Source organism: Amycolatopsis thailandensis, assembly GCF_042723255.1.
GTDB lineage: Bacteria > Actinomycetota > Actinomycetes > Mycobacteriales > Pseudonocardiaceae > Amycolatopsis > Amycolatopsis thailandensis.
Genome location: NZ_JBHXJK010000066.1, coordinates 16668 through 38312, shown reverse-complemented (window position 1 = coordinate 38312; position 21645 = coordinate 16668). Strand labels below are relative to the sequence as shown.

The window sequence follows — 21645 nt, the reverse complement described above, 5'->3', positions numbered from 1 at the left end:
CTCAGTCGGAAAGTTCGGTGTCCAGCGCCATGCGCACCAGGCTCATGGCGTCCATCCCGGCGATCGGGTCGTCGGCCCCGGCCGCCGGTGCGGGTTCGGGCTCCGGAGCGATCGACCGCCACAGGTACCGCACCACCGCGGCCGGGGACGGATGGTCGAAAACGAGCGTCGCGGGCAAGGGAAGGCCGGTCGCGACGGTCAGCCTGCCCCGCAGCTGGACCGCGGCCAGCGAACCGAACCCGAGATCCTTGAACGCCGCGTCGAGTGGGACCCGGGCGGGGTCGTCGCGGCCGAGCACGACGGCGGTGTGCACGCGCACCAGCTTGGTCAGCTCCAGATCGAGGTCGTCGGGGGACAAGGACCGCAGGCTTGTCCCCGGATCGGCGCCCATCGGGGACTCGACCGCCGCCTCACCGGTGAACCCGCGCAACGGCGCGGGCAGCCACTCCCCCGCACGCAGGCGCGCGGGATCGAGCGCGATCGGGGCAAGGAAGGCCTCGCCCGAGGCCACCGCCGTGTCGAACAACCTGAGCGCGCGGGCCGGGGGCAGCGGGCTGATGCCCCACCGGCCGAGCCGCTCCAGGTCGGTGTCGGTCAGGTGCCCGGTCGTCGCGCTTTCCGTCGCCCACAGGCCCCATGCCAACGATGTCGCGGGCAGACCGCGGGCGTGCCGGTGCCGGGCCAGCGCGTCCAGGAACGCGTTGCCCGCCGCGTAGTTCGCCATGCCTTCGTGGCCGAGCAAGCCGGCTGTCGACGAGAACAGCACGAAAGCGGCGAGGTCGAGCCCCGCGGTCAGCTCGTGGAGATGCCAGGCGCCGTCGACCTTCGGCGCGAGCACCGGGTCGAGCCGCTCGTGTGTCAGCTCCGGCACCAGCGCGTTGTCGAGTGCCCCTGCCGCGTGCACGACGGCGCTCAGCGGCCGGTCCTTGGGGACGCCGTCGAGTACGGCGGCCAACCGGACCCGATCCGCGACATCACAAGCCTCGACTCGGACCTCGGCACCGAGCCCGGCGAGTTCGCCGCACAACGCGGCGGCGCCTTCCGTCGCCATGCCTCGCCTGCTGGTCAGCACGAGTCGCCGGACACCGTGCACGGTGACGAGGTGGCGTGCCAGCAGTGCGCCGAGCGTTCCGGTACCGCCGGTGACCAGCACCGTGCCGGTACCGAACGACGGACGGTCGCTCGCCGAGGGGATCACCGTTGCCAAGCGGGGTACGAGAATCCGCTCGTCGCGCAGGGCGAGCTGAGGTTCTCCGGTAGCCAGCGCGCGGCCCAGTTCCGCGGACGTCACCTCGCCCTCGGTGTCGACGAGGACGAGCAGGCCGGGGAACTCCGACTGAGCCGACCGCACCAGGCCCCACACCGGTGCCTGTGCGGGATCCACCTCCTCGTCCGCGGTGGCGACGGCGCCGCTGGTCAGCACGACCAGCTTGCCCGGCCCCTCGCCGGAAACCTTCTCCCGGACGAGTTCCAGCACCCGGCGGGCTTCCACGTGCGCTGTCCCCACCACCGACTCGCCGCCGCGCCCGACCCGGATCACGACGTCGTCGCCGAGGTCGCGGGATGCCGGAACGGGCACCTCTGTCCAGTCGAGCCGGAAGAGCGATCCTGGGTTCTTCACCGGCCCGTCGCGCCAGAACCGACGGCGCTGGAAGGCGTAGGTGGGTAGCTCGATCCGGTTCCCTCCGGGGAACACGGTGGCCGGATCGAGCGAGGCACCGCCGAGCAGCAGGTGCCCGAGCGCCTCGGTCACCGCCACGCGGTCGCGCCGCAGGACGGGTGCGCACGCCACGTCCGGCAGCATCGTGGTGAGTGTGCCGTCCGGGCCGAGTTCGAGGAACGTCGTGACCCCGCGCTCGCCGAGTGTCGCGACCGCGTCGGCGAAGCGCACCGGCAGGCGGAGCTGGTCGGCCCAGTATTCCGGCGAGGACAGCTGTTCGGACGTCGCAATCCGGCCGGTCACCGTCGAGACGACCGGGATTTCGGGCTCGTGAAAGGACAGTCCCTTGAGGACATCGAGAAGAGCGTCCCTCGCACTGTCCATATGAGACGAATGGAATGCGTGACTGACCCGGAGCCGCTTGATGTCCCGGCCCTGCGCGGCGAAGTACTCGCCCAGCAGGCCGATCGCGGCATCGTCACCCGAGACGACCACCGACGCCGGTCCGTTCACGGCCGCCAGGAACAGCTGTCCGGGGGCCACCGCGTCGATGACGGCCAGCACCTCGTCCTCACCCGCGCGAACGGCGGCCATCGCACCGCCGGAGGAGGCCGCCTGCATCAGCCGTCCGCGGGCCGCGACCAGTGCGCACGCGTCCTGCAGAGTGAACACCCCAGCAACGTGTGCCGCGGTGATTTCCCCTATCGAATGCCCGGCCAGCGCGGCCGGCTTCGCGCCGTAGTGCTCCAGCAACCGGAACAACGCCGTCTCCAGCGCGAACAACGCGGGCTGGGCGAATTCCGTGCGGTCGAGCAGTTCGGCGTCGGAAAGGGCTTCGCGCAGCGGCTTCGGCAGCAGACCGTCCAGCTGCGCGCACACCTCGTCGAACACCGCCGCGAACACCGGGGAACCCTGCGCGAGTTCCCGGCCCATGTCCGGGTACTGCGCGCCCTGACCGGTGAACAAGAAGGCGAGGCCACCATCAGCTCGCCGCTGAGGTGGTTCGTCGCCGGACTCCACCGCGGCGAGCGCCGCGAGCAACTCCTCGCGATCCGCGCCGGTGACGACGGCTCCGCAGGCGAGCCGGGCCCGGGTGGTCGCGAGCGACAAGCCCACGTCGGCGATGCCCGCGTCCAGGTTCCCGGCGACAAACTCGCGCAGCCGTTTCGCCTGCGCCCGCAGGGCTTCCGGGGTCGCGGCCGAAACCGGCCACGGCACCCGGATGTGCTCGCCGGTCCCCCGCCGGTGTTCGTCGTCGCCCTCTTCGAGAATAAGATGCGCGTTGGTCCCGCTGATCCCGAACGACGACACACCCGCGCGGCGCGAACGCCCGAAGTCCCAGTCACGGCTCTCGGTCAGCAGGCGGAGCCCGCCTGGCGACCAGTCCACATGGGGCGATGGGGCGTCGACGTGCAGGGTCGCCGGGAGCTCCCGGTGCCGCAACGCCTGGACCATCTTGATCACCCCGGCCACTCCGGCCGCGGCCTGTGTGTGGCCGAGGTTGGACTTCAGCGATCCGAGCCACACCGGCTCCTCCTGGCGATGGGCGCGTCCGTAAGTGGCCAGCAGCGCCCGCACCTCGACCGGGTCACCGAGCGCGGTGCCGGTGCCGTGTCCTTCGACGGCGTCGATGTCGGCCGCGCCGAGCCCGGCGTCGGCCAGCGCGCCGGTGATCACGCGCTGTTGGGCGAGGCCGTTGGGCGCGGTGAGGCCGTTGCTCGCACCGTCGGAGTTGATCGCCGAGCCGCAGATCACCGCGAGTACCCGGTGCCCGTGCCTTCGCGCGTCCGACAGCCGTTCGACCAGCAGCATCCCGGCGCCCTCGGCCCAGCTGGTGCCGTCCGCGGCCGCGGCGTAGGCCTTCGACCGACCGTCCGGGGCGAGCCCGCGCTGCCTGCTGAACTCGACGAAGATCCCCGGTGTCGGCATCACCGTCACCCCGCCCGCGAGCGCGAGGTCGCATTCACCTGACCGGAGCGCGCGCACGGCCAGATGCGTCGCCACCAGCGACGACGAGCAGGCCGTGTCGACGGTGAGCGTCGGCCCCTCCAGGCCGAAGGTGTAGGCCAGCCTGCCGGACAGGACACCTGCCGCGGTGCCGGTCAGCAGGTAGCCCGAATCATCTTGTCCGCCTTCGTGCAGCCGCGGTCCGTAGTCTCCGGCACCGGCGCCGACGAAAACTCCGACCGGCTTGCCACGCAGCGAACGCGGGTCGACACCCGCGTGTTCGAAGGCCTCCCACGAGGTTTCCAGCAGGACGCGCTGCTGCGGGTCCATCGCCATCGCCTCGCGCGGGGCGATGCCGAAGAACTCCGGGTCGAACCCCGCGACGTCGTCGAGGAACCCGCCGGACCGGGTGTAGCTGCTGCCCGGCCGGTCGGGATCGGGGTCGTACAGCGCGGCGAGGTCCCAGCCGCGGTCTTCGGGGAACGGCCCGATCACGTCCCTGCCGAGCCGCACCAGATCCCACAACTGGTCCGGCGAGGCGACCCCGCCCGGCAGACGGCAGGCCATCCCGACGATCGCGACGGCCTCGTCGTCGCCGGCCGGGCGGGTACGAGTGGCTTCCACCTGTCGGGGTTCGCCAAGCGATGCGGCAAGAAGTTCCGGCGTCGGATGGTCGAACACGGCCGCGGGTGACAGCAGCCGTCCGAGCGTGCCGCTCAGCCGCGCCGCGAGGTCGGCGATCGAGACCGAGTCGAAGCCGAGTGCTTTGAACGTCAGCGCCGGATCGACGGCCGCCGGATCGGGATGGCCGAGCACGGCCGCGGCGGTGGCGCGGACCATGCCCAACGAGTCGGTGGCGGGCACCGGCTCGGACACTGTCGCGCTGGTGCCGAGCCAGTGCCGTCGGCGCTGGAAAGCATAGGCGGGCAAGGGAATCCGGCGGGCATCAGACCAGCCGAGCCCGGCGGGCCAATCGACGTCGGCCCCGCGGACTTGGAGTTCGGCCAGCGACGTCAGCAGGCGACGCCGTCCCCCCTCACCACGCCGCAGCGTGCCGGTGACCGCGGCCGGGGCACCGCCGGCGCAGGTCTGCTGGACCGCCATGGTCAGCACCGGGTGCGCGCTGACCTCTACGAACGTCCGGAACCCGTGCGCGGCCAGCAGTTCGGTAGCCGGGCGCAGCAGCACCGGCTGCCGGAGGTTGCGGAACCAGTACGCGGCGTCCAACTCGGAGGTGTCGAGCACGCTACCAGTGACAGTGGAGTAGAACGGGAGCTCCGACGGCCTCGGCCGCACGTCGACGAGTTCGCGTAACAGCCGGTCGCGCAGGCCCTCGACGGCTTCGGTGTGCGACGCGTACCCGACCGGGATCAGCCGGGCGCGAACACCACGTTCGGTGCATGCGTCCACGAACCGGCGGACTTCGTCGGACGGCCCGGCGACCACGGTCGAAGACGGCCCGTTCTCGGCGGCGACCGTGACCGACCCGGGCACCGCGGCCACGACCTCCGCGGCGGACAGGTCGACCCCGGCCATCGCGCCGGTCCCATCGATCGCGGCCAGCGCCCGTGACCGCAGTGCCACGATCTTCGCGGAGTCCTCCATCGACAGCGCGCCCGCGACGTACGCCGCGGCGATCTCGCCCTGCGAGTGGCCGACGACGGCCTCGGGACGCACCCCGAACGCGCGCCACTGCGCCGCCAGCCCGATCATCATCGCCCACAGCGCGGGCTGGACCACCTCGACGCGGTCGAGCGCGGTTTCGCCACCCCTCAGCACCTCCGTGAGCGACCAGTCCACAAAGGACTCCAGCGCCGTCGCGCAGCGGGCGATCTCCTCGGCGAACACCGGCGAGGTGTCCAGCAGTTCGGCGGCCATCCCCGGCCACTGGGAACCTTGACCGGGAAAGACGAACGCCGTCCGCCCGACGTCGCCCGCCACCCCGCCGACCACCGACGGATGCGGCTCGCCCCTCTCGACGGACTCGAGCGCGTTCTCGAACCCGGCCCTGTCCTCCGCGATCAGCACCGCGCGCACCGGCAGCGGGGTCCGGGTGGTGGCCAGTGAAAATCCGACGTCGCGCAGGTCGTCGATCTCCGCCTCGCGCAGTCGCCCGGCTTGGGCCCGCAGTGCCTCGACAGAAGCGGCCGACACCGCCCAGGGCACGGGACCGGCGGGCGCGCGCGGCGGTACGCCCGGCACCGGATCGGACACGAAATCGGACAGAACGACGTGGCAGTTCGTTCCGCCGACGCCGAACGAGCTGACCCCGGCGACGCGCTTGCCATCGGTCCCGGCCCACTCGGCCGTCTCGGTGCAGACCCGCAGGTTCAGCTCGTCAAGCGGGATCCTCGGGTTCGGGGTGGTGAAATGAAGGCTGGGCACCAGCCTCCGGTTCTTCAGGCACAGCACCGTCTTCAGCAGCCCGGCAATCCCGGCCGCGGCCTCCAGATGCCCGATGTTGGTCTTGACCGAGCCGACGCGCAGCGGCGGCCCGTGACGGCCGCGGGCCCCGCCGAGCGCCGCTGCCTCGATCGGGTCACCGACCTTCGTCCCGGTTCCGTGCAGCTCCACGTACCCCGCGACAGACGGGTCCAGCCCCGCCCGCTCGTAGGCGAGCCGCAGTACCTCCTGTTGCGCAGCGCCGTTCGGGACGGCGAAAGCGTCCCCGCCGCCGTCGTTGTTGACGGCACTGCCACGCAGCAGGCAGTACACCCGATCACCGTCGGCGAGTGCGCGCGAAAGCGGCTTGAGCAGCACGAGTCCGCCTCCCTCGCCGCGGACGAAGCCGTCAGCGGCCGCGTCGAAGGTGCGGCACCGGCCACCCGGCGACAACGCGCCGAAGCGAGCGGCGGCGAAAGCGTTCTCCGGCAGGAGGTTCAGCTGGACACCGCCGGCGAGCGCGAGGCCGCATTCGCCGCGCCGGAGGCTTTCGGCGGCCAGGTGCACGGCGACCAGCGAGGACGACTGCCCGGCGTCCACGGTGTAGCTGGGGCCGGAAAGGCGGAGAAAGTAGGAGAGCCGGTTGGCTATCGCGCCACGCTGGTTACCGGTGAAGGTGTGCGCGGTCCTGGCCGCGGCGCCGAGCCGGTCGAGCAGGACGGCGTAGTCGCCGGAGGCCGCGCCGACGAAGACCCCGGTGCCGTCACGTCGTGCGGCGGCGCAGGCGCCCGCGTCCTCCAGCGCCTCCCAGCCGAGCTCGAGCGCGAGCCGCTGCTGCGGGTCCATCGCGGCAGCCTCACGCGGGGAGATACCGAAGAAGCCGGCGTCGAACTCGTCGATCCGGTCGAGATAGGCACCGTGACGAACCGCGCTCGCCTGCTCGGCGGTCAACCCGGCTCCGGCGAGCGAGCTCTCGGGAAACCGCTCCTCCGGCGGCGAGGAAACCGCGTCCACGCCCGTAAGGAGCAATCGCCAGAATTCACCTGGCTCGCGCGCAGCGGGAAATCGACAGGAAATGCCGACAACGGCGATCGGATCGTCGTTGTGACCACTCATCCGCATCGGGCCGGACAACTCATGGAACGCATGAATGACATTCCTTCCCCCGCACACCTCCGACAAAAGGAGAATGCCGGAAACGGCGCACTACAAACAAAGTCCAGTCATGGAACCCCCAGCGGACGTCTCTGCCGACGTCGGCCCGAACGCCGCCCCATACGGCCTCGATCACACCGTACCAGCCGCTTCGCCGGGCAAGCAAACCTTTACCTGGCAGCGGGAAACTTCCCCACCACGGCTGATCGCCTCGACGGTAAGCACGGGATGTGGATCAAGACAAGCCCTCCACGCGGGTTTCATCCGGTCAGCCCAGCGTCCGCTTCGAGACACGGCACGAGAACCCGCGACACCGTACGAATTGCGACGCAATAGAAGAATTGGTTGTGCGGTTTCCGTAGCTCGACGGCCTGCCGAGTCTTCGCTACACTCGCCGCCGTGTCATATTCGTGATTGGGGGCCGGTCGTGCGTGGGAAAGACCGCGATTACAAACTCGATGCCATTCCGGGCTCCTGGGGTGGCCTCGGGCACATCGTGCGACTGTGGCGGGATCCGCTGGGCTTCCTGGAAAGCCTGCCGAAACACGGCGACCTCGTGCGGCTGCGGCTGGGCACGGTACGGGTGTGGATGCTGTGCGACCCGGAGCTGACCCATCATGTCCTGCAGGACGGCCGCACGTTCGACAAGGGAGGCACGTTCGACGAGGCGACCCGGCTGATCGTCCAGGACGGGTTGGTGGTCGCCCCGCACGAACCGCACAAGCGGCAGCGCAGGCTCGTCCAGCCGGTGTTCCACCACCAGCGTCTAGACCAGTACGCCGCGGTGATGGACACCGAGATCCGCGCCGTTTCGGACTCCTGGTCGACCGATCGGGTCCTCGACGGCGTCGGCGAGATGCAACGACTGGCCATGCGGGTCACCGCGCGCACGATGTTCAGCTCCGCGCTCGGCGAACACACCGTGGCGCAGGTCCGGGAGGACCTCACGAACATCATGGACGGCGCGCGGCACAAGCTGTTCGCGCGGATGTCCGGGCTCGCCTGGGTCCCGACCGCGGCCGGGAAGCGGTTCGACACCTCGATCGCGCGGATGAACAAGACCGTCACCGACCTGATCGCCGACTATCGCCGCAGCGGCCGCGACCACGGCGACATGCTGTCCATGCTGCTGGAAAGCACCGACGAACACGGCGACGCGCTCACCGACGACGAGGTGCACGCACAAGTACTGACGGTGTTCATGGCGGGCACCGAGACCACGGCCAGCCTGCTGGCCTGGGCACTGCATCTGGTGTCGGAAGACGAGGATCTGCAGGACCGCATCCGCGAAGAGGCCCGTGAACTGCCCGACGAGGGAGTCGGCCTCGCCGATGTCGGCAAGCTCAAACTGACCCGCCGCGTGCTCACCGAGACCCTGCGCATGTACCCGCCGGTGTGGATCTTCCATCGGCGACTGCGGACGGAGTCCAAGGTGCTTGGCACGCGCCTCCCCGAGGGCTCGAACCTGTTCTACAGCCCGTACGTCATCCACCACCGGCCCGACCTGTACCCCGAGCCGCACGAGTTCCGGCCGGACCGCTGGCTGCCCGGCGCGTCCGACCACCTGCCCAAGGGCGGCTACGTGCCCTTCGGCGGCGGCAGCCGCAAGTGCATCGGCGACGAGTTCGCGCACACGGAGTCGGCCATCGCGCTGGCCCGGATCCTCGGCATGTGGCGGCTGCGCCCGATGCCGGGAGCAGTGGTGCGACCCGCGGTCAAGGCGTCCCTGCGCCCGGACGCGGTCCGGTTGCGCCTGTACCGCCACGCGCGCCAAGAGGCCTGAATCCCGCGAGGGAAACCGAAGACGGAGAGCTCCATGACCACCACCCCGGATACCATCTTTTCCTTGATGGGACCCGAATTCCAGGCCGACCCGTACGCGACGATCGCCCGGCTGCGCGAGGCGGGACCAGCGGTGAAGGGCACCTTCATCGACGGCGAGCCGTGCTGGATGTTCGTCCGGGACGCCGAAGTCCGGACGATCCTCGACGACCCGCGGTTCGTGGTGAACCCGGCTTCGGTACCCGGTGGCGCCGTCCCCGACCGCCGCGTCGAGGGCATGGTCGCGATCGGCATCGACGAGGAGATCGCGCGCCCGTACCTGTCCGCCAGCATGGCCGAACTCGACTCCCCCGGCCATCCCCGGCTGCGCAAGCTGGCGTCGCGGGCGTTCACCGCCCGGCGCATCGCGGAACTGCGGCCCCGGATGGAACAGGTCACCGCGCGACTGCTCCACGCGCTTCCCGAGCACGCCGAGGACGGAGTCGTCGACCTCATCGAGCACTTCGCGCATCCGCTGCCGCTGACCGTGATCTGCGACCTGATCGGTGTGCCGGAGGCCGACCGTCCACTGTGGCTCGAATGGAGTCACGCGGCGATGTGGCACGTCAAACCTGGCGCGATGACACTCGCCGAGGCGATGCGGGCCATGGTGGCGCAGATCCAGGAACTCATCACCGAGCGGCGGGCCGCGCCGGCCGACGATCTCATCGACGCCTTGATCCGCGTCCAGGACGAGGACGGCGACCGGCTGTCCGACACCGAACTGGTCATGCTGCTGCTCGATCTCGGGGTCGCCGGCCACGAGACGACGTCGTACCTGATCGGCACCGGCACCGCCGCTCTGCTGACGCATCCCGACCAGCTCGCGCTGCTGCGGTCGGACCTTTCCCTTCTGCCGAAGGCGATCCACGAGTTGATGCGCTGGTGCACGCCGGTCATGCTGACCAGGCCGCGGCACGTCACCGTCGACCTCGACCTCGGCGGAGTGCCGCTGGCCGCCGGCGAGCGGGTGATGGCGATCCTCCCCGGCGCCAATCGCGATCCGCGGCGGTTCCCCGACGCGGACCGGCTGGACATCACCCGGACCTACGAGTTCCGCGGCGAGCAGCACGTCGGCTTCAGCCACGGACCCCACTATTGCCTCGGTGCCGGGCTCGCGAAGGAGGAAGGCGAGGTCGCGTTCGGCGCGCTGCTGCGGAAGTACCCGGACCTGGCCCTCGCCGTCGACGAGTCCGAGTTCGAATGGCAGCAGCCGCATCCGGGGATGCGCAGACTGGCCAGGTTGCCACTACGCCTGTGACGGCGTGACGAGGGGGACGAACGAGTGAACGCTCCGCTACCGCTTTCGGCTGCCCAGCGGGAGATCTGGCACGCGAGCCGGGCAGATCCCGGAAACCCTGCCTACCACCTGGGGCTCTACCTCGATCTCGATGGCGTGGTGGAGGTCGGAGTGCTCCGGCGGGCGCTGACGCGGACGCTCGCCGAAGCCGACGGCCTGCGGGTCACCTTCGCCGAGACCAGTGGCGAAGTCCGGCAGTTCGTCCACCCGGCCACCGAGGTCACACTGCCGCTGATCGACCTCGGCGATCAGCCCGACCCGGACGCCGCGGCCGACACGTGGATCAGGGAACGCCTGAGCGAGCCGTGGAACCTCGAGAACGGGCCCTTGTTCGACTTCGCACTGATTTCCCTTTCCCCCCAACGGTTTCGGTGCTACCTCGGCTTTCACCACATCGTCATCGACGGGTTCGGCCTGAACCTGTTCAGCGGACGTCTCGCCCAGCTCTACACCCGGTTCCTCGCCGGGGAACCGGCCGGGGAAAGTCCGTTCGGCTCCTTCACCGAGTATCTCGCCGAGGACGCCGCCTACCGGGACTCGGCCGAGTTCGCGGAGGCCCGCAGGTACTGGGCGGACCGGCTGGACGGGGTGTCCGGGCCGACCTACCTCTCGGCGGGCAGTGGGCTCGCCCACGATGTCGTGCGCCGGACCACGCACTTGCCGGCGTCGGTCTTCGCGGACCTGGAGCGGGCCGCGTCGGCCGCGGGTACCCGCTGGTTCCGACTCGTCCTGGCGGTCACCGCCGCCTACCTGGCCCGGATGCGGGGCGAGGACGATGTCCTGCTGAGCATGGCGATAGCCGGTCGCGCGACCCCTCTCGGCAAGACTGTGCCGGCGATGGCCTCCACCGTGGTGCCCATCCGCGTCGCCGTGCGCCCGGAGGGGACCTGGGCGGAGCTGGCAGGCGCGGTATCGGACGAGGTCCGCGCCGCGATCGCGGTGCAGCGGTACCGGGGCGAGGACGTCCGCCGTGACCTCGTCCGCCACGGTGGCGGGCCGTTCTTCGGGCCGATCGTGAACTCCGTCCCATTCCACCCCAGGTACTCTTTCGCCGGGCTCGTCGCGAACCTGCACAACTGCTCGCCGATGCCCGTCGACGACCTGTCCGTGCTCTGCTACCCCACCGCGGACGGCGGCCTGCGGTTCGACACCGACGCCCACCCCGCCCGCTATCCCGCCGGGGAGCTCGATCGCCACCACGAACGGCTGGTGGGCGTGTTGACCTCTCTCGCCGAACACGGCGCCGACGGCCGGATCGGCGATCCGGACCTGATCGACGACGCCGATCGCGCGCTGCTGACGGCCCGGCACGGCGCGGTCCGCTCCGTGCCGCCGTCGAGCCTGCCGGACCTGTTCGCCGCGCAGGCATCCGCGTCCCCGGACGAGGTCGCCGTCGAATCCGACGGGACGACGTTGTCGTACGCGGACCTCGACGCGAAATCCACCCGGCTCGCACTGCGGCTCGTGGCCGCGGGGGTAACGCCGGAGACGCCGGTCGCGGTACTGATGCGGCGGTCGGCCGAGCTGATCGTCGCGGTGTTGGCCGTGGCGAAGGCAGGCGGAACCTACGTCCCGCTCGACCTGCGCTACCCCTTGCCGCGCCTGCGAAATGTGCTTGCCGACGCGGGGGCTCCGCTGCTGCTCGTCGACCGGACCACCGGCACGCACGAGGTGGCGACCGAGCACCGGGCGCTCGCCGCGGACACCGACGAGCCGCCCGCGCCGGGAAACGTACTACCCCGGCACGTCGCACCGGATTCGCTGTTGTACATCATGTACACCTCGGGCTCGTCCGGCGCGCCGAAGGGCGTCGAGATCACCCATCGCGCGGTCGCCGAGTTCGCCGCGGACAGTGCTTGGCATCGTCCGGCGCACCGGCGTGTCCTGGTGCATTCCCCGCACGCGTTCGACGCCTCCACCTACGAAATGTGGATCCCGTTGCTGTCCGGCGGCCGCGCGGTACTCGCCCCCGGCGACGTCGACACCGCCCTCCTGCGCCGATACGCGGGCGGTGGGCGGATCACCTCGGTCTTCCTGACCACCGGCCTGTTCCGGACGCTCGCCGAGGACGACCCCGGTTGCTTCGCCGGGCTGGCCGACGTCTGGACCGGTGGCGAGGCCGGCTCGCCGCAGGCGTTCCGGCGGGTGCTCGACGCCTGTCCGGACACATCGGTGGTCAGCGTGTACGGCCCGACCGAGACCACCACCTTCGCCACCTACCACCGGCTCGGCCGCGACTACCGGCCGGACGACGGGGTGCCGATCGGCGAACCAATGGAAAACACCCGCGGCTACGTGCTCGATGAGCGGCTCCGCCTGCTGCCGCCGGGCGCGATCGGGCAGCTGCACCTCGCCGGGACCGGGCTCGCCCGCGGCTACACCCGGTCGCCAGGGCTGACCGCCACCCGGTTCCTGCCCGATCCATTCGGCGGGCCGGGACAACGGATGTACGCCACCGGTGACCTCGTGCGCTGGCGGCCCGAAGGCGCGCTCGAGTTCGTCGGCAGGGTGGACGAGCAGGTGAAACTCCGCGGGTTCCGGATCGAACCCGGCGACATCGAGGCCGCGCTGACCGGGCATCCCGAGGTCGCGCAGGCCGCGGTCGTCGTTCGGGAGGACGGCGGCGCGGGCAAACGGCTGGTCGCCTACGTCGTCCCACGGGACCAGGAAGTCCCTGCCGACCTGCCCGAGCGACAGGTGGCCGAGTGGAAGGAGATCTACACCTCCGTCTACCGCGACGCGGACCGCGTCCCGCTCGGGGAGAACTTCTCCGGCTGGAGGTCCAGCTACGACGGCGCGCCCATCCCGCTCGGCGAGATGACCGAATGGCGGGACGCCACGGTGGCCGAGATCGCGGCGCTGGCGCCGAAGCGGGTCCTCGAAATCGGCGTCGGCTCGGGGCTGCTGCTCGCGAAGCTCGCGCCGGACTGCGAAGAGTATTGGGGAACGGACTTCTCGGCGGCGGCGATCGACGCCCTGCGGACCCGGCTCGAAGCCGAGCCATCGGGCCGGGTCACCCTGCGGCGCCAGGCCGCCGACGACTGGGACGAGATCCCCGTGGGGTTCTTCGACACGATCGTCCTCAACTCGGTGGTGCAGTACTTCCCGAATGTGGACTACCTGGCCGACGTCCTCCGCGCGGCGGTCCACGCGCTGGCGCCCGGCGGCTCGGTGTACGTCGGCGACGTCCGCGTGCGCGCGCTGAACCGGGTGTTCCGCACGGCGGTGGAGCTGCGCGCGGGTTCGGGCCGCGACCGGGCCGCACTGCGGCGGACGATCGAGCAAAGTCTGTTGCTGGAGAAAGAACTCCTCGTCGACCCGGAGTTCTTCGCCGCGCTCGGCGCCAGGCTCGGCGGCGTCGGCGGCTACCAGGTCCGGCTCAAACGCGGCCGCGCGCACAACGAGCTGACCCGGTATCGCTACTCGGCGATCCTCCACAAGACGGCGCCTGCCACACCACCCGGCGAAACAGTTCTGCGCTGGGGTGTCGATCTGTCCACTCTGGACGAACTGCGGCCATCGGACGGCGATCGACAGCTGCGGCTCGAAGGCGTCCCCGACCGTCGCGTGTGGACAGAGGTACAGGCAGAGCGGGCGTGGACGCTTGCCGACGAGGAGGGTGCGTTCGACGCGCTGAACGCGGTGCCCGGTCGCGAGATCCTCGACCCGGAGGACGTCAGGGAATACGGCGAACGGCTCGGCCGCCACGTCACAGCACGCTGGTCGGCCGGAGGGGGCGGCAGAGTCGACTACGTCTTCACCCACGGTGCGGCCACGCCGAACGTCCCTCCACCCGGCCTCGCGCAGGTGCCGCTTTCCTCGTACGCGGGCGATCCGGCGCGTTCACACCAACTCGGCGCCCTGACCGGCTCCCTCGGCCGTTACCTCGCCGAGCGGCTGCCGGACTACATGGTCCCTTCGGCGTTCGTCGTCCTCGACCGGCTGCCGCTCGGCGCGCACGGCAAGCTGGACCGGCGCGCGCTGCCCGCGCCGGTCCAGGACACCGCGAGCGGTTCGCGGCAGGCCGCCACGCCACGGGAGGAGCTGCTCTGCGGACTGTTCGCCGAAGTGCTCGGCCTGTCCAGGGTCGGCGTCGACGACGGATTCTTCGACCTCGGTGGGCATTCCCTGCTCGCCACCCGCCTGGTGAGCCGGATCCGCACCGTACTCGGGGCCGAGGTCGCCGTGCGCGACCTATTCGACCATCCGACCGTGGCCGGGCTCGCCCCGCGACTAGGCGACGCCGTCGTCCGTCCGCCACTGAAACCGTTGCCACGAAACGAAACCGTGCCGCTTTCCTTCGCGCAGCGACGGCTGTGGTTCCTGTCGCAACTGGAAGGTCCATCGGCGACTTACACCATCCCGCTCGCTGTGCGGCTGACCGGCCAACTCGACGTCCGGGCGTTGCGCCTCGCGCTCGCCGACGTCGCCGAGCGGCACGAAAGCCTCCGGACGGTCTTCGCCGAAGTCGCCGGCGAACCAGTGCAGCGAGTCGTGGCAGCGGTTCCGGTCCTCGCGGTGAGCGAGGCCGAGGACATCCCCGCCGCGATCGCCGCGACAACGGCCCGGGGTTTCGATCTGTCCGTCGACCTGCCGGTCCGCGCCGAGCTGCTGGTACACGGCGATGAGCACGTCCTGGTACTGGTGCTGCACCACATCGCCGCGGACGGCTGGTCACTGACCCCGCTGGCCCGCGACCTCAGCACCGCCTACCAATCCCGCCGAGACGGCACCGACCACAACTGGACCCCGCTACCGGTCCAGTACGCCGACTACACACTATGGCAACGAGAACTCCTCGGCTCCGAAAAGGACTCCGGCAGCATCCTCCACCGCCAGCTGGCGTACTGGACGGAGCGGCTCGCCGACCTCCCTGATCGCATCGACCTGCCCACCGACCGGCCGCGCCCGCCCACCGCGTCCTACGCCGGCGACACCATCCACTTCCGACTGGACGCCGAACTGCATCGCGCGCTGCTCACCCTCGCCCGCCGCCACGACGCGACGCTGTTCATGGTGGTGCAGGCCGGATTCGCCGCGCTGCTCACCCGCCTCGGCGCGGGCACCGACCTCCCGATCGGCGCCCCCGTCGCCGGTCGCACCGACGACGCGCTCGACCCACTGGTGGGGTTCTTCGTCAACACGCTCGTACTGCGGACCGACACCTCGGGCGATCCGACGTTCACCACGCTGCTGGCCAGGGTCCGGGAAACCGATCTCGCCGCCTACGCCCACCAGGATGTCCCCTTCGAATACCTGGTGGAGAAGCTCAACCCGAGACGCTCCCCCGCTCACCACCCGCTTTTCCAGGTTTCGCTCGCCCTGCAGAACAACGAGGAAGCCGGCTTCGACTTCCCCGGCGTCGACAGCGACACCGCATTCGCGCACGCCGGGGTGTCCCGGTTCGACCTGTTCGTCAACCTCGACGAAACGTTCGACACGGCGGGCGCACCCGCCGGGATCGAAGGGTTCGCCGAGTACCCCACCGACCTGTTCGACTCCGGAACCGTCGATGAGCTCACCGCACGCTGGCAACGGCTGCTGCGCACTTTCGCCGCCCGTCCCGACCGGCCGATCAGCGAGGCCGAGATCCTGACCCCGGCCGAACACCACCGATTGCTCGTCAACCCAGCGACCCCTGCCGACTGCCCGTCACTGGCGGAGTTGTTCCAGGCGCAGGTCCGGCGCGCCCCGGAGGCCGAGGCCGTCATTTCGGGCGGGGCCGCCTTGACCTACCGCGAACTCGACGCACGTGCCGATCACGTCGCGCTGGAGCTGACCGCACTCGGAGTCGGCCCGGAACATCGCGTCGGCGTCCTGATGCCCATATCGGCCGACCTGGTCGCCGTCATCCTCGGCGTGCTGAAGGCGGGCGGCGCGTACGTCCCCGCTGACCCGGGCCATCCCGACGAGCGGCTGCGGCGCGTCTTCGCGGATTCCGGGGTTTCGGCGATCGTCGTCCCTGGCGAGGTAGCCTCGCGCGCCCGAAACCTCTTCCCGTCTGCCGCGGTGTGGGAACTCGCCATCCCCGACCGGGCCGAAGCGTCCGATGTCCCGTCTCGGGTCACCGGCGACAACGCCGCGTACGTCCTTTACACCTCCGGCTCCACCGGGCTGCCCAGGGGTGTCGTGGTACCGCAGCGCGCCGTCGCGGGGCTCGCGCTTGACAGCTGCTGGGGCGACGCGCACCGCCGGGTCCTGCTGCACTCTCCCCCGTCGTTCGACGCATCGACGTACGAGCTGTGGGTGCCGCTGCTCCGCGGTGGCACGGTCGTCATCGGCACCCCAGGCCTGCTGGACACCGCTCTGCTCGCCGGGGACATCGCCAAGTACGGGGTGACCGGGCTGTGGCTGACGGCGGGCCTGTTCGCCCTGATGAGCGAAGAGCGACCGGACTGCTTCGGGGACGTCGAACAGGTTTGGACCGGTGGAGACGTCGTCTCGGCGGCGGCCGTGCGGCGCCTGCTCGCGGCACACCCTGGGCTGAGGATCGTCAATGGGTACGGACCGACCGAGACAACCACGTTCGCGACCCGGTATTTCGTGGGCGGTCCGCCGGTGAACGGCGTTCCGATCGGTGGCCCGATGGACGACAGCGGCCTGCGGGTGCTGGACGCCCGGCTGCGACCGGTGCCGCCGGGCGTGCCCGGCGAGCTGTACGTCAGCGGCCCTGGTCTCGCCCGCGGCTATACGGGACAGCCCGGTGCGAGCGCGTCGAGATTCGTCGGGGATCCTTTCGGGCCGCCCGGTTCCCGCATGTACCGGACCGGCGACGTGGTGCGCTGGAACCGGGCGGGCGAGCTGGAGTTCGTCGGCCGGGCCGACGACCAGGTCAAGATCCGCGGGTTCCGTGTCGAGCCCGGTGAAGCGGAGGCGGTGCTGGCGGCCGCACCCGACGTCGCGCAGGCCGTCGTCGTGGTGCACGAGGACGCGACCGGCCGGCGTCTGATCAGCTACGTCGTACCCGCCAAAGGTGACATCGACGTCGTGCGCCTGCGGGCCCACCTGGCGGACCGGCTGCCCGAATACCTCGTGCCCTCGGTGGTCGTCCTGGACCGGCTTCCGCTCACCGCCAACGGAAAGCTCGACCGAGCCGCGCTGCCCGCACTGGAGTCCACTGTGGACTTCGTTCCAGAGTCCACTTCGGACGGTGAGCGCGAGATCCTGCTGTGCGGGCTGTTCGCCGAGGTGCTCGGCAGGCCACAGGTCCGCGTGGACGACGATTTCTTCGACCTCGGCGGCCATTCGCTGCTCGCCACCAGTCTGATCAGCCGGGTCCGCGCGGCACTGGGCGTCGAACTGCCCGTCCGCGCGCTGTTCGACGCCCCAACGGTGGCCAGGCTCTCCCGGCACCTCGACGAGAGCCTGCCCGCCCGGCCGCCGCTGATCCCCCGGCACCGCCCCGAACCGCTTCCGCTCTCGTTCGCCCAGCGCCGTCTGTGGTTCCTCGCCCGGCTCGAAGGACCGTCGGCGACGTACAACATCCCGCTCGCCGTACGGCTGCTCGGCCCACTCGACATCCCGGCGTTGCGGCAGGCCGTCGCCGACGTGGCACACCGCCATGAAGCCCTCCGAACGGTCTTCCCCGAGGTGGCCGGGGAACCACGTCAGCTGATCGTCGACGCCGCCCCGGTACTGACGGTCCGGAACGCGGACGAGTCCGATATGGACGGTCTACTCTCGACCGCCGCGCGCCACGAGTTCGACCTCGCGAATCAGCTTCCGGTCCGCGCCGAGCTCCTGTCCTGCGGGCCGGAGGAGCACGTCCTGGTACTGGTCCTGCACCACATCGCCGCCGACGGCTGGTCACTGACCCCGCTGGCCCGCGACCTCAGCACCGCCTACCAAGCCCACCGCGAAGGAACCGACCACCACTGGACCCCTCTACCGGTCCAATACGCCGACTACACACTATGGCAACGAGAACTCCTCGGCTCCGCAGCTGAGACGGCACGCCAGGAAGGCCGGCTGCACCACCAGCTCGCCTATTGGACGGAGCGGCTGGCCAACCTCCCCGATCGCATCGGCCCGCCCACCGACCGGCCACGCCCTGCCGTCGCTTCCCACTCCGGCGCGACCGTCCGGTTCGAACTCGACGCCGACCTCCATCGCCGGCTGCGCACTCTCGCGCGTCGCCACGACGTGACGTTGTTCATGGTGCTGCACGCCAGCCTCGCCGTGCTGCTGACCAGGCTCGGCGCGGGCACCGACATCGCCGTCGGCTCGCCCGTCGCCGGGCGTGTCGAGAACCGGCTCGAGGACCTGGTCGGCCTGTTCGTGAACACGCTGGTCATCCGTACCGACACCAGCGGCGACCCCACTTTCGCCGAGTTGCTCGGGCAGGTGCGGGAAACAAGTCTCGGCGCCTACGCGCATCAGGACGTCCCGTTCGAATACCTCGTTGAGCGCCTGAACCCGCAGCGCTCGACAGCCCATCACCCGTTGTTCCAGGTCGCTTTCGCGCTGCAGAACACCGAAAGCGCACGGTTCGCGTTCGCCGGGCTGGAAAGCCGTCTCGACTTCACCACCCCAGCCGTCGCCCGCCTCGACCTTTTCCTCAGCCTCACCGAGAACCACGACGAAACCGGTGAACCGGCGGGAATGACAGGGCTGATCGAGTACGCCACGGACCTGTTCGACCAGGAGACCGCCACCACGCTGGCGGCTCGCTGGACGGTCGTTCTCCGTGCCATGGCGGAGAATCCCGCCCGGTCGATCGCCGTGGACCTGATGACACCGGAGGACCGGGAAGACCTCGCGGCGCTCTGGCGGGCACGCGCGTCGGATGCCGCACCGGCGACGGTGCCAGAGCTGTTCGAGGCGCAGGTGGCCCGCACCCCGGACGGATCGGCACTGGTCGACGGCGCGGTTGAATGGACCTACGCCGAACTCGACGCACGGGCGGATCGCCTGGCGGAACGGCTCAGTGCGCGGGGCGTCGGCCCGGAACGAATCGTCGCGGTCGCGCTGCCCCGCTCGGCCGAGCTGATCGCCGCGTTCCTCGGCACCGTCAAGGCGGGCGGGGCCTATCTGCCGATCGATCCGTCCTACCCGGACGAACGTGTGGCGTACATGCTCACCGACGCCGCCCCGGCGCTGGTCGTCACCACCACCGAACTCGCCGGCCGTCTCCCCCGGGACTTCCCGGTTCTCCTGGTGGACAACGACGACGAAACCGGTGCGCCACCTCGGCGTCCGTTGCCGCTCAACCTGGCGTACGTCGTGTACACGTCCGGTTCCACCGGCCGTCCCAAAGGAGTTTCACTGAGCCACGAAGGGATTCCGGACCTTCTCGAAGAGCTGAGGGAGACCCTCGCCATCGAACCGGGCCACCGGGTCCTGCAACTCGTCTCACCGAGTTTCGACGCGTCGCTGTGGGACATCCTCGGCGCGCTCCTGTCCGGCGGAACGCTTGTGCTCGCCCCGCCCCGAGGGGTCACCGGCGAAGAGCTGACGGCGTTCGCGGCCCGGTACCGGCTGACCCATCTCACCATGCCGCCCGCGGTGTTGTCCGGGCTGCGGCCGGGCAGCCTGCCCACCGGGGTGACACTGACGGTGAGCGGCGACGTCTGCACACCGAAGCTGGCAGCGGACTGGTCCGGCGACCACCGCTTCTTCAACGGCTACGGCCCGACGGAAGTCACCATCGGCGCCACCACGTTCCGCTGCCACCCGGAGGACGCGCGCGGCGTCGTCCCGATCGGGCGCCCGTTCCGCGGCGAACGCGTCTACGTGCTCGACGAACGCCTGCGACCGGTTCCGGCCGGCGTGATCGGCGAGCTGTACGTCGCGGGCAGCGGGCTCGCTCGCGGATACCTCGGCAGGCCGGCGACCAGCGCGTCGCGCTTCGTGGCGGACCCGTTCGGCGAACCCGGCGCGCGGATGTACAGCACCGGCGATCTCGGCCGCTGGACCACCCGCGGTTTGCTGGAGTTCGCCGGGCGTGCCGACAGTCAGGTCAAGTTCCGGGGATTCCGGGTCGAGCTCGGCGAGATCGAGTCCGTGCTGGCCGGGCATCCCGGCGTCTCGCAGGCGGCAGTCGTGGTCCGTGAGGACACGCCCGGCTCGGCCCGGCTCGTCGCGTACTTCGTGCCGTCGGGCGCGGTGGACGGTGCGGCTCTCCGTGAGCTGGCCGCTACACGGCTGCCGGAGTACATGATCCCGGCGGCGTTCGTCGCACTCGACCGACTGCCGCTGACGACCAACGGCAAGCTGGACCAGCGAGCGCTGCCCGCGCCTGCCGCCGTCGCCGGGCGAGCGCCCCGGACCCCACGCGAAGAGGTCCTCTGTGGACTGTTCGCCGAAGTCCTCGGCACCAGCGGGGTGGGCGTGGACGACAGCTTCTTCGACCTGGGCGGGCATTCGCTGCTGGTGACGAAGCTGGCGGAGCGGATCCGCGCGGTACTGGGCGTCGACCTGCCGGTGCAGGCTCTCTTCGAGGCGCCGACCGTCGCCACGCTGGCCAAGAGGCTCGACGACGGAGTGGAAAGCGGCGGCTCCGGCGCGCTGGGCACTCTGTTGCCACTGCGTCCGGGCGGCCGGTACGCGCCGTTGTTCTGCGTTCCCCCGGTGACCGGGCTGAGCTGGACGTATGCCGGGCTGCTGCGGTATCTCGACGCGGACTTTCCTGTGTACGGGCTGCAGACGCGGGGCCTGACCGACCTCGCGGAGCTCCCGGAGTCCGTCGAACAGCTCGTCGGCCACTATGCCGACGACGTCGTCCGCATCCAGCCTGACGGTGCTTTTCACCTGCTCGGCTGGTCGTTCGGGGGCATGATCGCGCACGCGCTGGCTGCCGAGCTGCTGCGCCAGGGCCGGGAAGTCGCGCTGCTCACCCTCCTCGACACGACCCCGGCGGAACCGGCGCTGTGGGCAGCGTCTGGGCAGAGCGCCGAGGTACCCGACGAAATCGCCCGCGTCCAACTGCTGGAGGCACTCGGCATCGCCGTCCCGTCCGGTGAACGGGAGACGCTTTCCCAAGAGCGGTTCCTCGAACTGGCCGGGGCGGGCCACACCGTGCTCGCGAGCCTGGACGAAGAGCAGGTGCTGCGGATGGTCCGGGTGATGAGCGTCAACCGGCGAATCGTCACCGAATTCACCCACGAACGAGTGAAGGTCACCACGCTGCACTTCCTCGCCGCCGACGAGCCGACCGGCGTCCTCGACCCCGGTGCCTGGCGGCCATATCTCGAGGATGATGCCGAATCGATCGAGGTCGCGGCGGATCACCTCGGGATGACCTCGCCGGAGGCGCTGCGTGTGATCGGCCCGGTGCTGGAGGGCAGGCTGCGCACGCTCGGCATCGGCACGCGGTGAGTGCTGTGAGCATCAACCTGTTCTCACATAGTCGGTGTACCGACCCCTAGCGGCATAGCCAGAT

The 21645-nt window shown here is 70.6% G+C and carries 4 protein-coding genes; 3 read left to right on the top strand and 1 reads right to left on the bottom strand.

Features of this window, described 5'->3' with window-relative positions:
• Window position 1 precedes the first annotated feature (1 nt).
• Window positions 2-7105, bottom strand: a complete 7104-nt coding sequence (locus ACFWMR_RS25220; protein ID WP_378380134.1) for a type I polyketide synthase — start codon at window positions 7103-7105, stop codon at window positions 2-4.
• Window positions 7106-7571: 466 nt separating this feature from the next.
• Between ACFWMR_RS25220 and ACFWMR_RS25215 the strand changes: the two genes are divergently transcribed.
• From ACFWMR_RS25215 to ACFWMR_RS25205, 3 genes are all read left to right on the top strand, one after another.
• On the top strand, window positions 7572-8927 hold the full coding sequence (locus ACFWMR_RS25215) for a cytochrome P450 (RefSeq protein ID WP_378380131.1): 1356 nt from the start codon (window positions 7572-7574) through the stop codon (window positions 8925-8927).
• A 66-nt stretch (window positions 8928-8993) separates the two neighbouring features.
• On the top strand, window positions 8994-10226 hold the full coding sequence (locus ACFWMR_RS25210) for a cytochrome P450 family protein (RefSeq protein ID WP_378380130.1): 1233 nt from the start codon (window positions 8994-8996) through the stop codon (window positions 10224-10226).
• Window positions 10227-10250: 24 nt separating this feature from the next.
• Window positions 10251-21581 carry an amino acid adenylation domain-containing protein gene (locus tag ACFWMR_RS25205; protein WP_378380129.1) on the top strand — a complete coding sequence of 3777 codons (11331 nt, stop codon included), beginning with the start codon at window positions 10251-10253 and terminating at the stop codon, window positions 21579-21581.
• Window positions 21582-21645 lie beyond the last annotated feature (64 nt).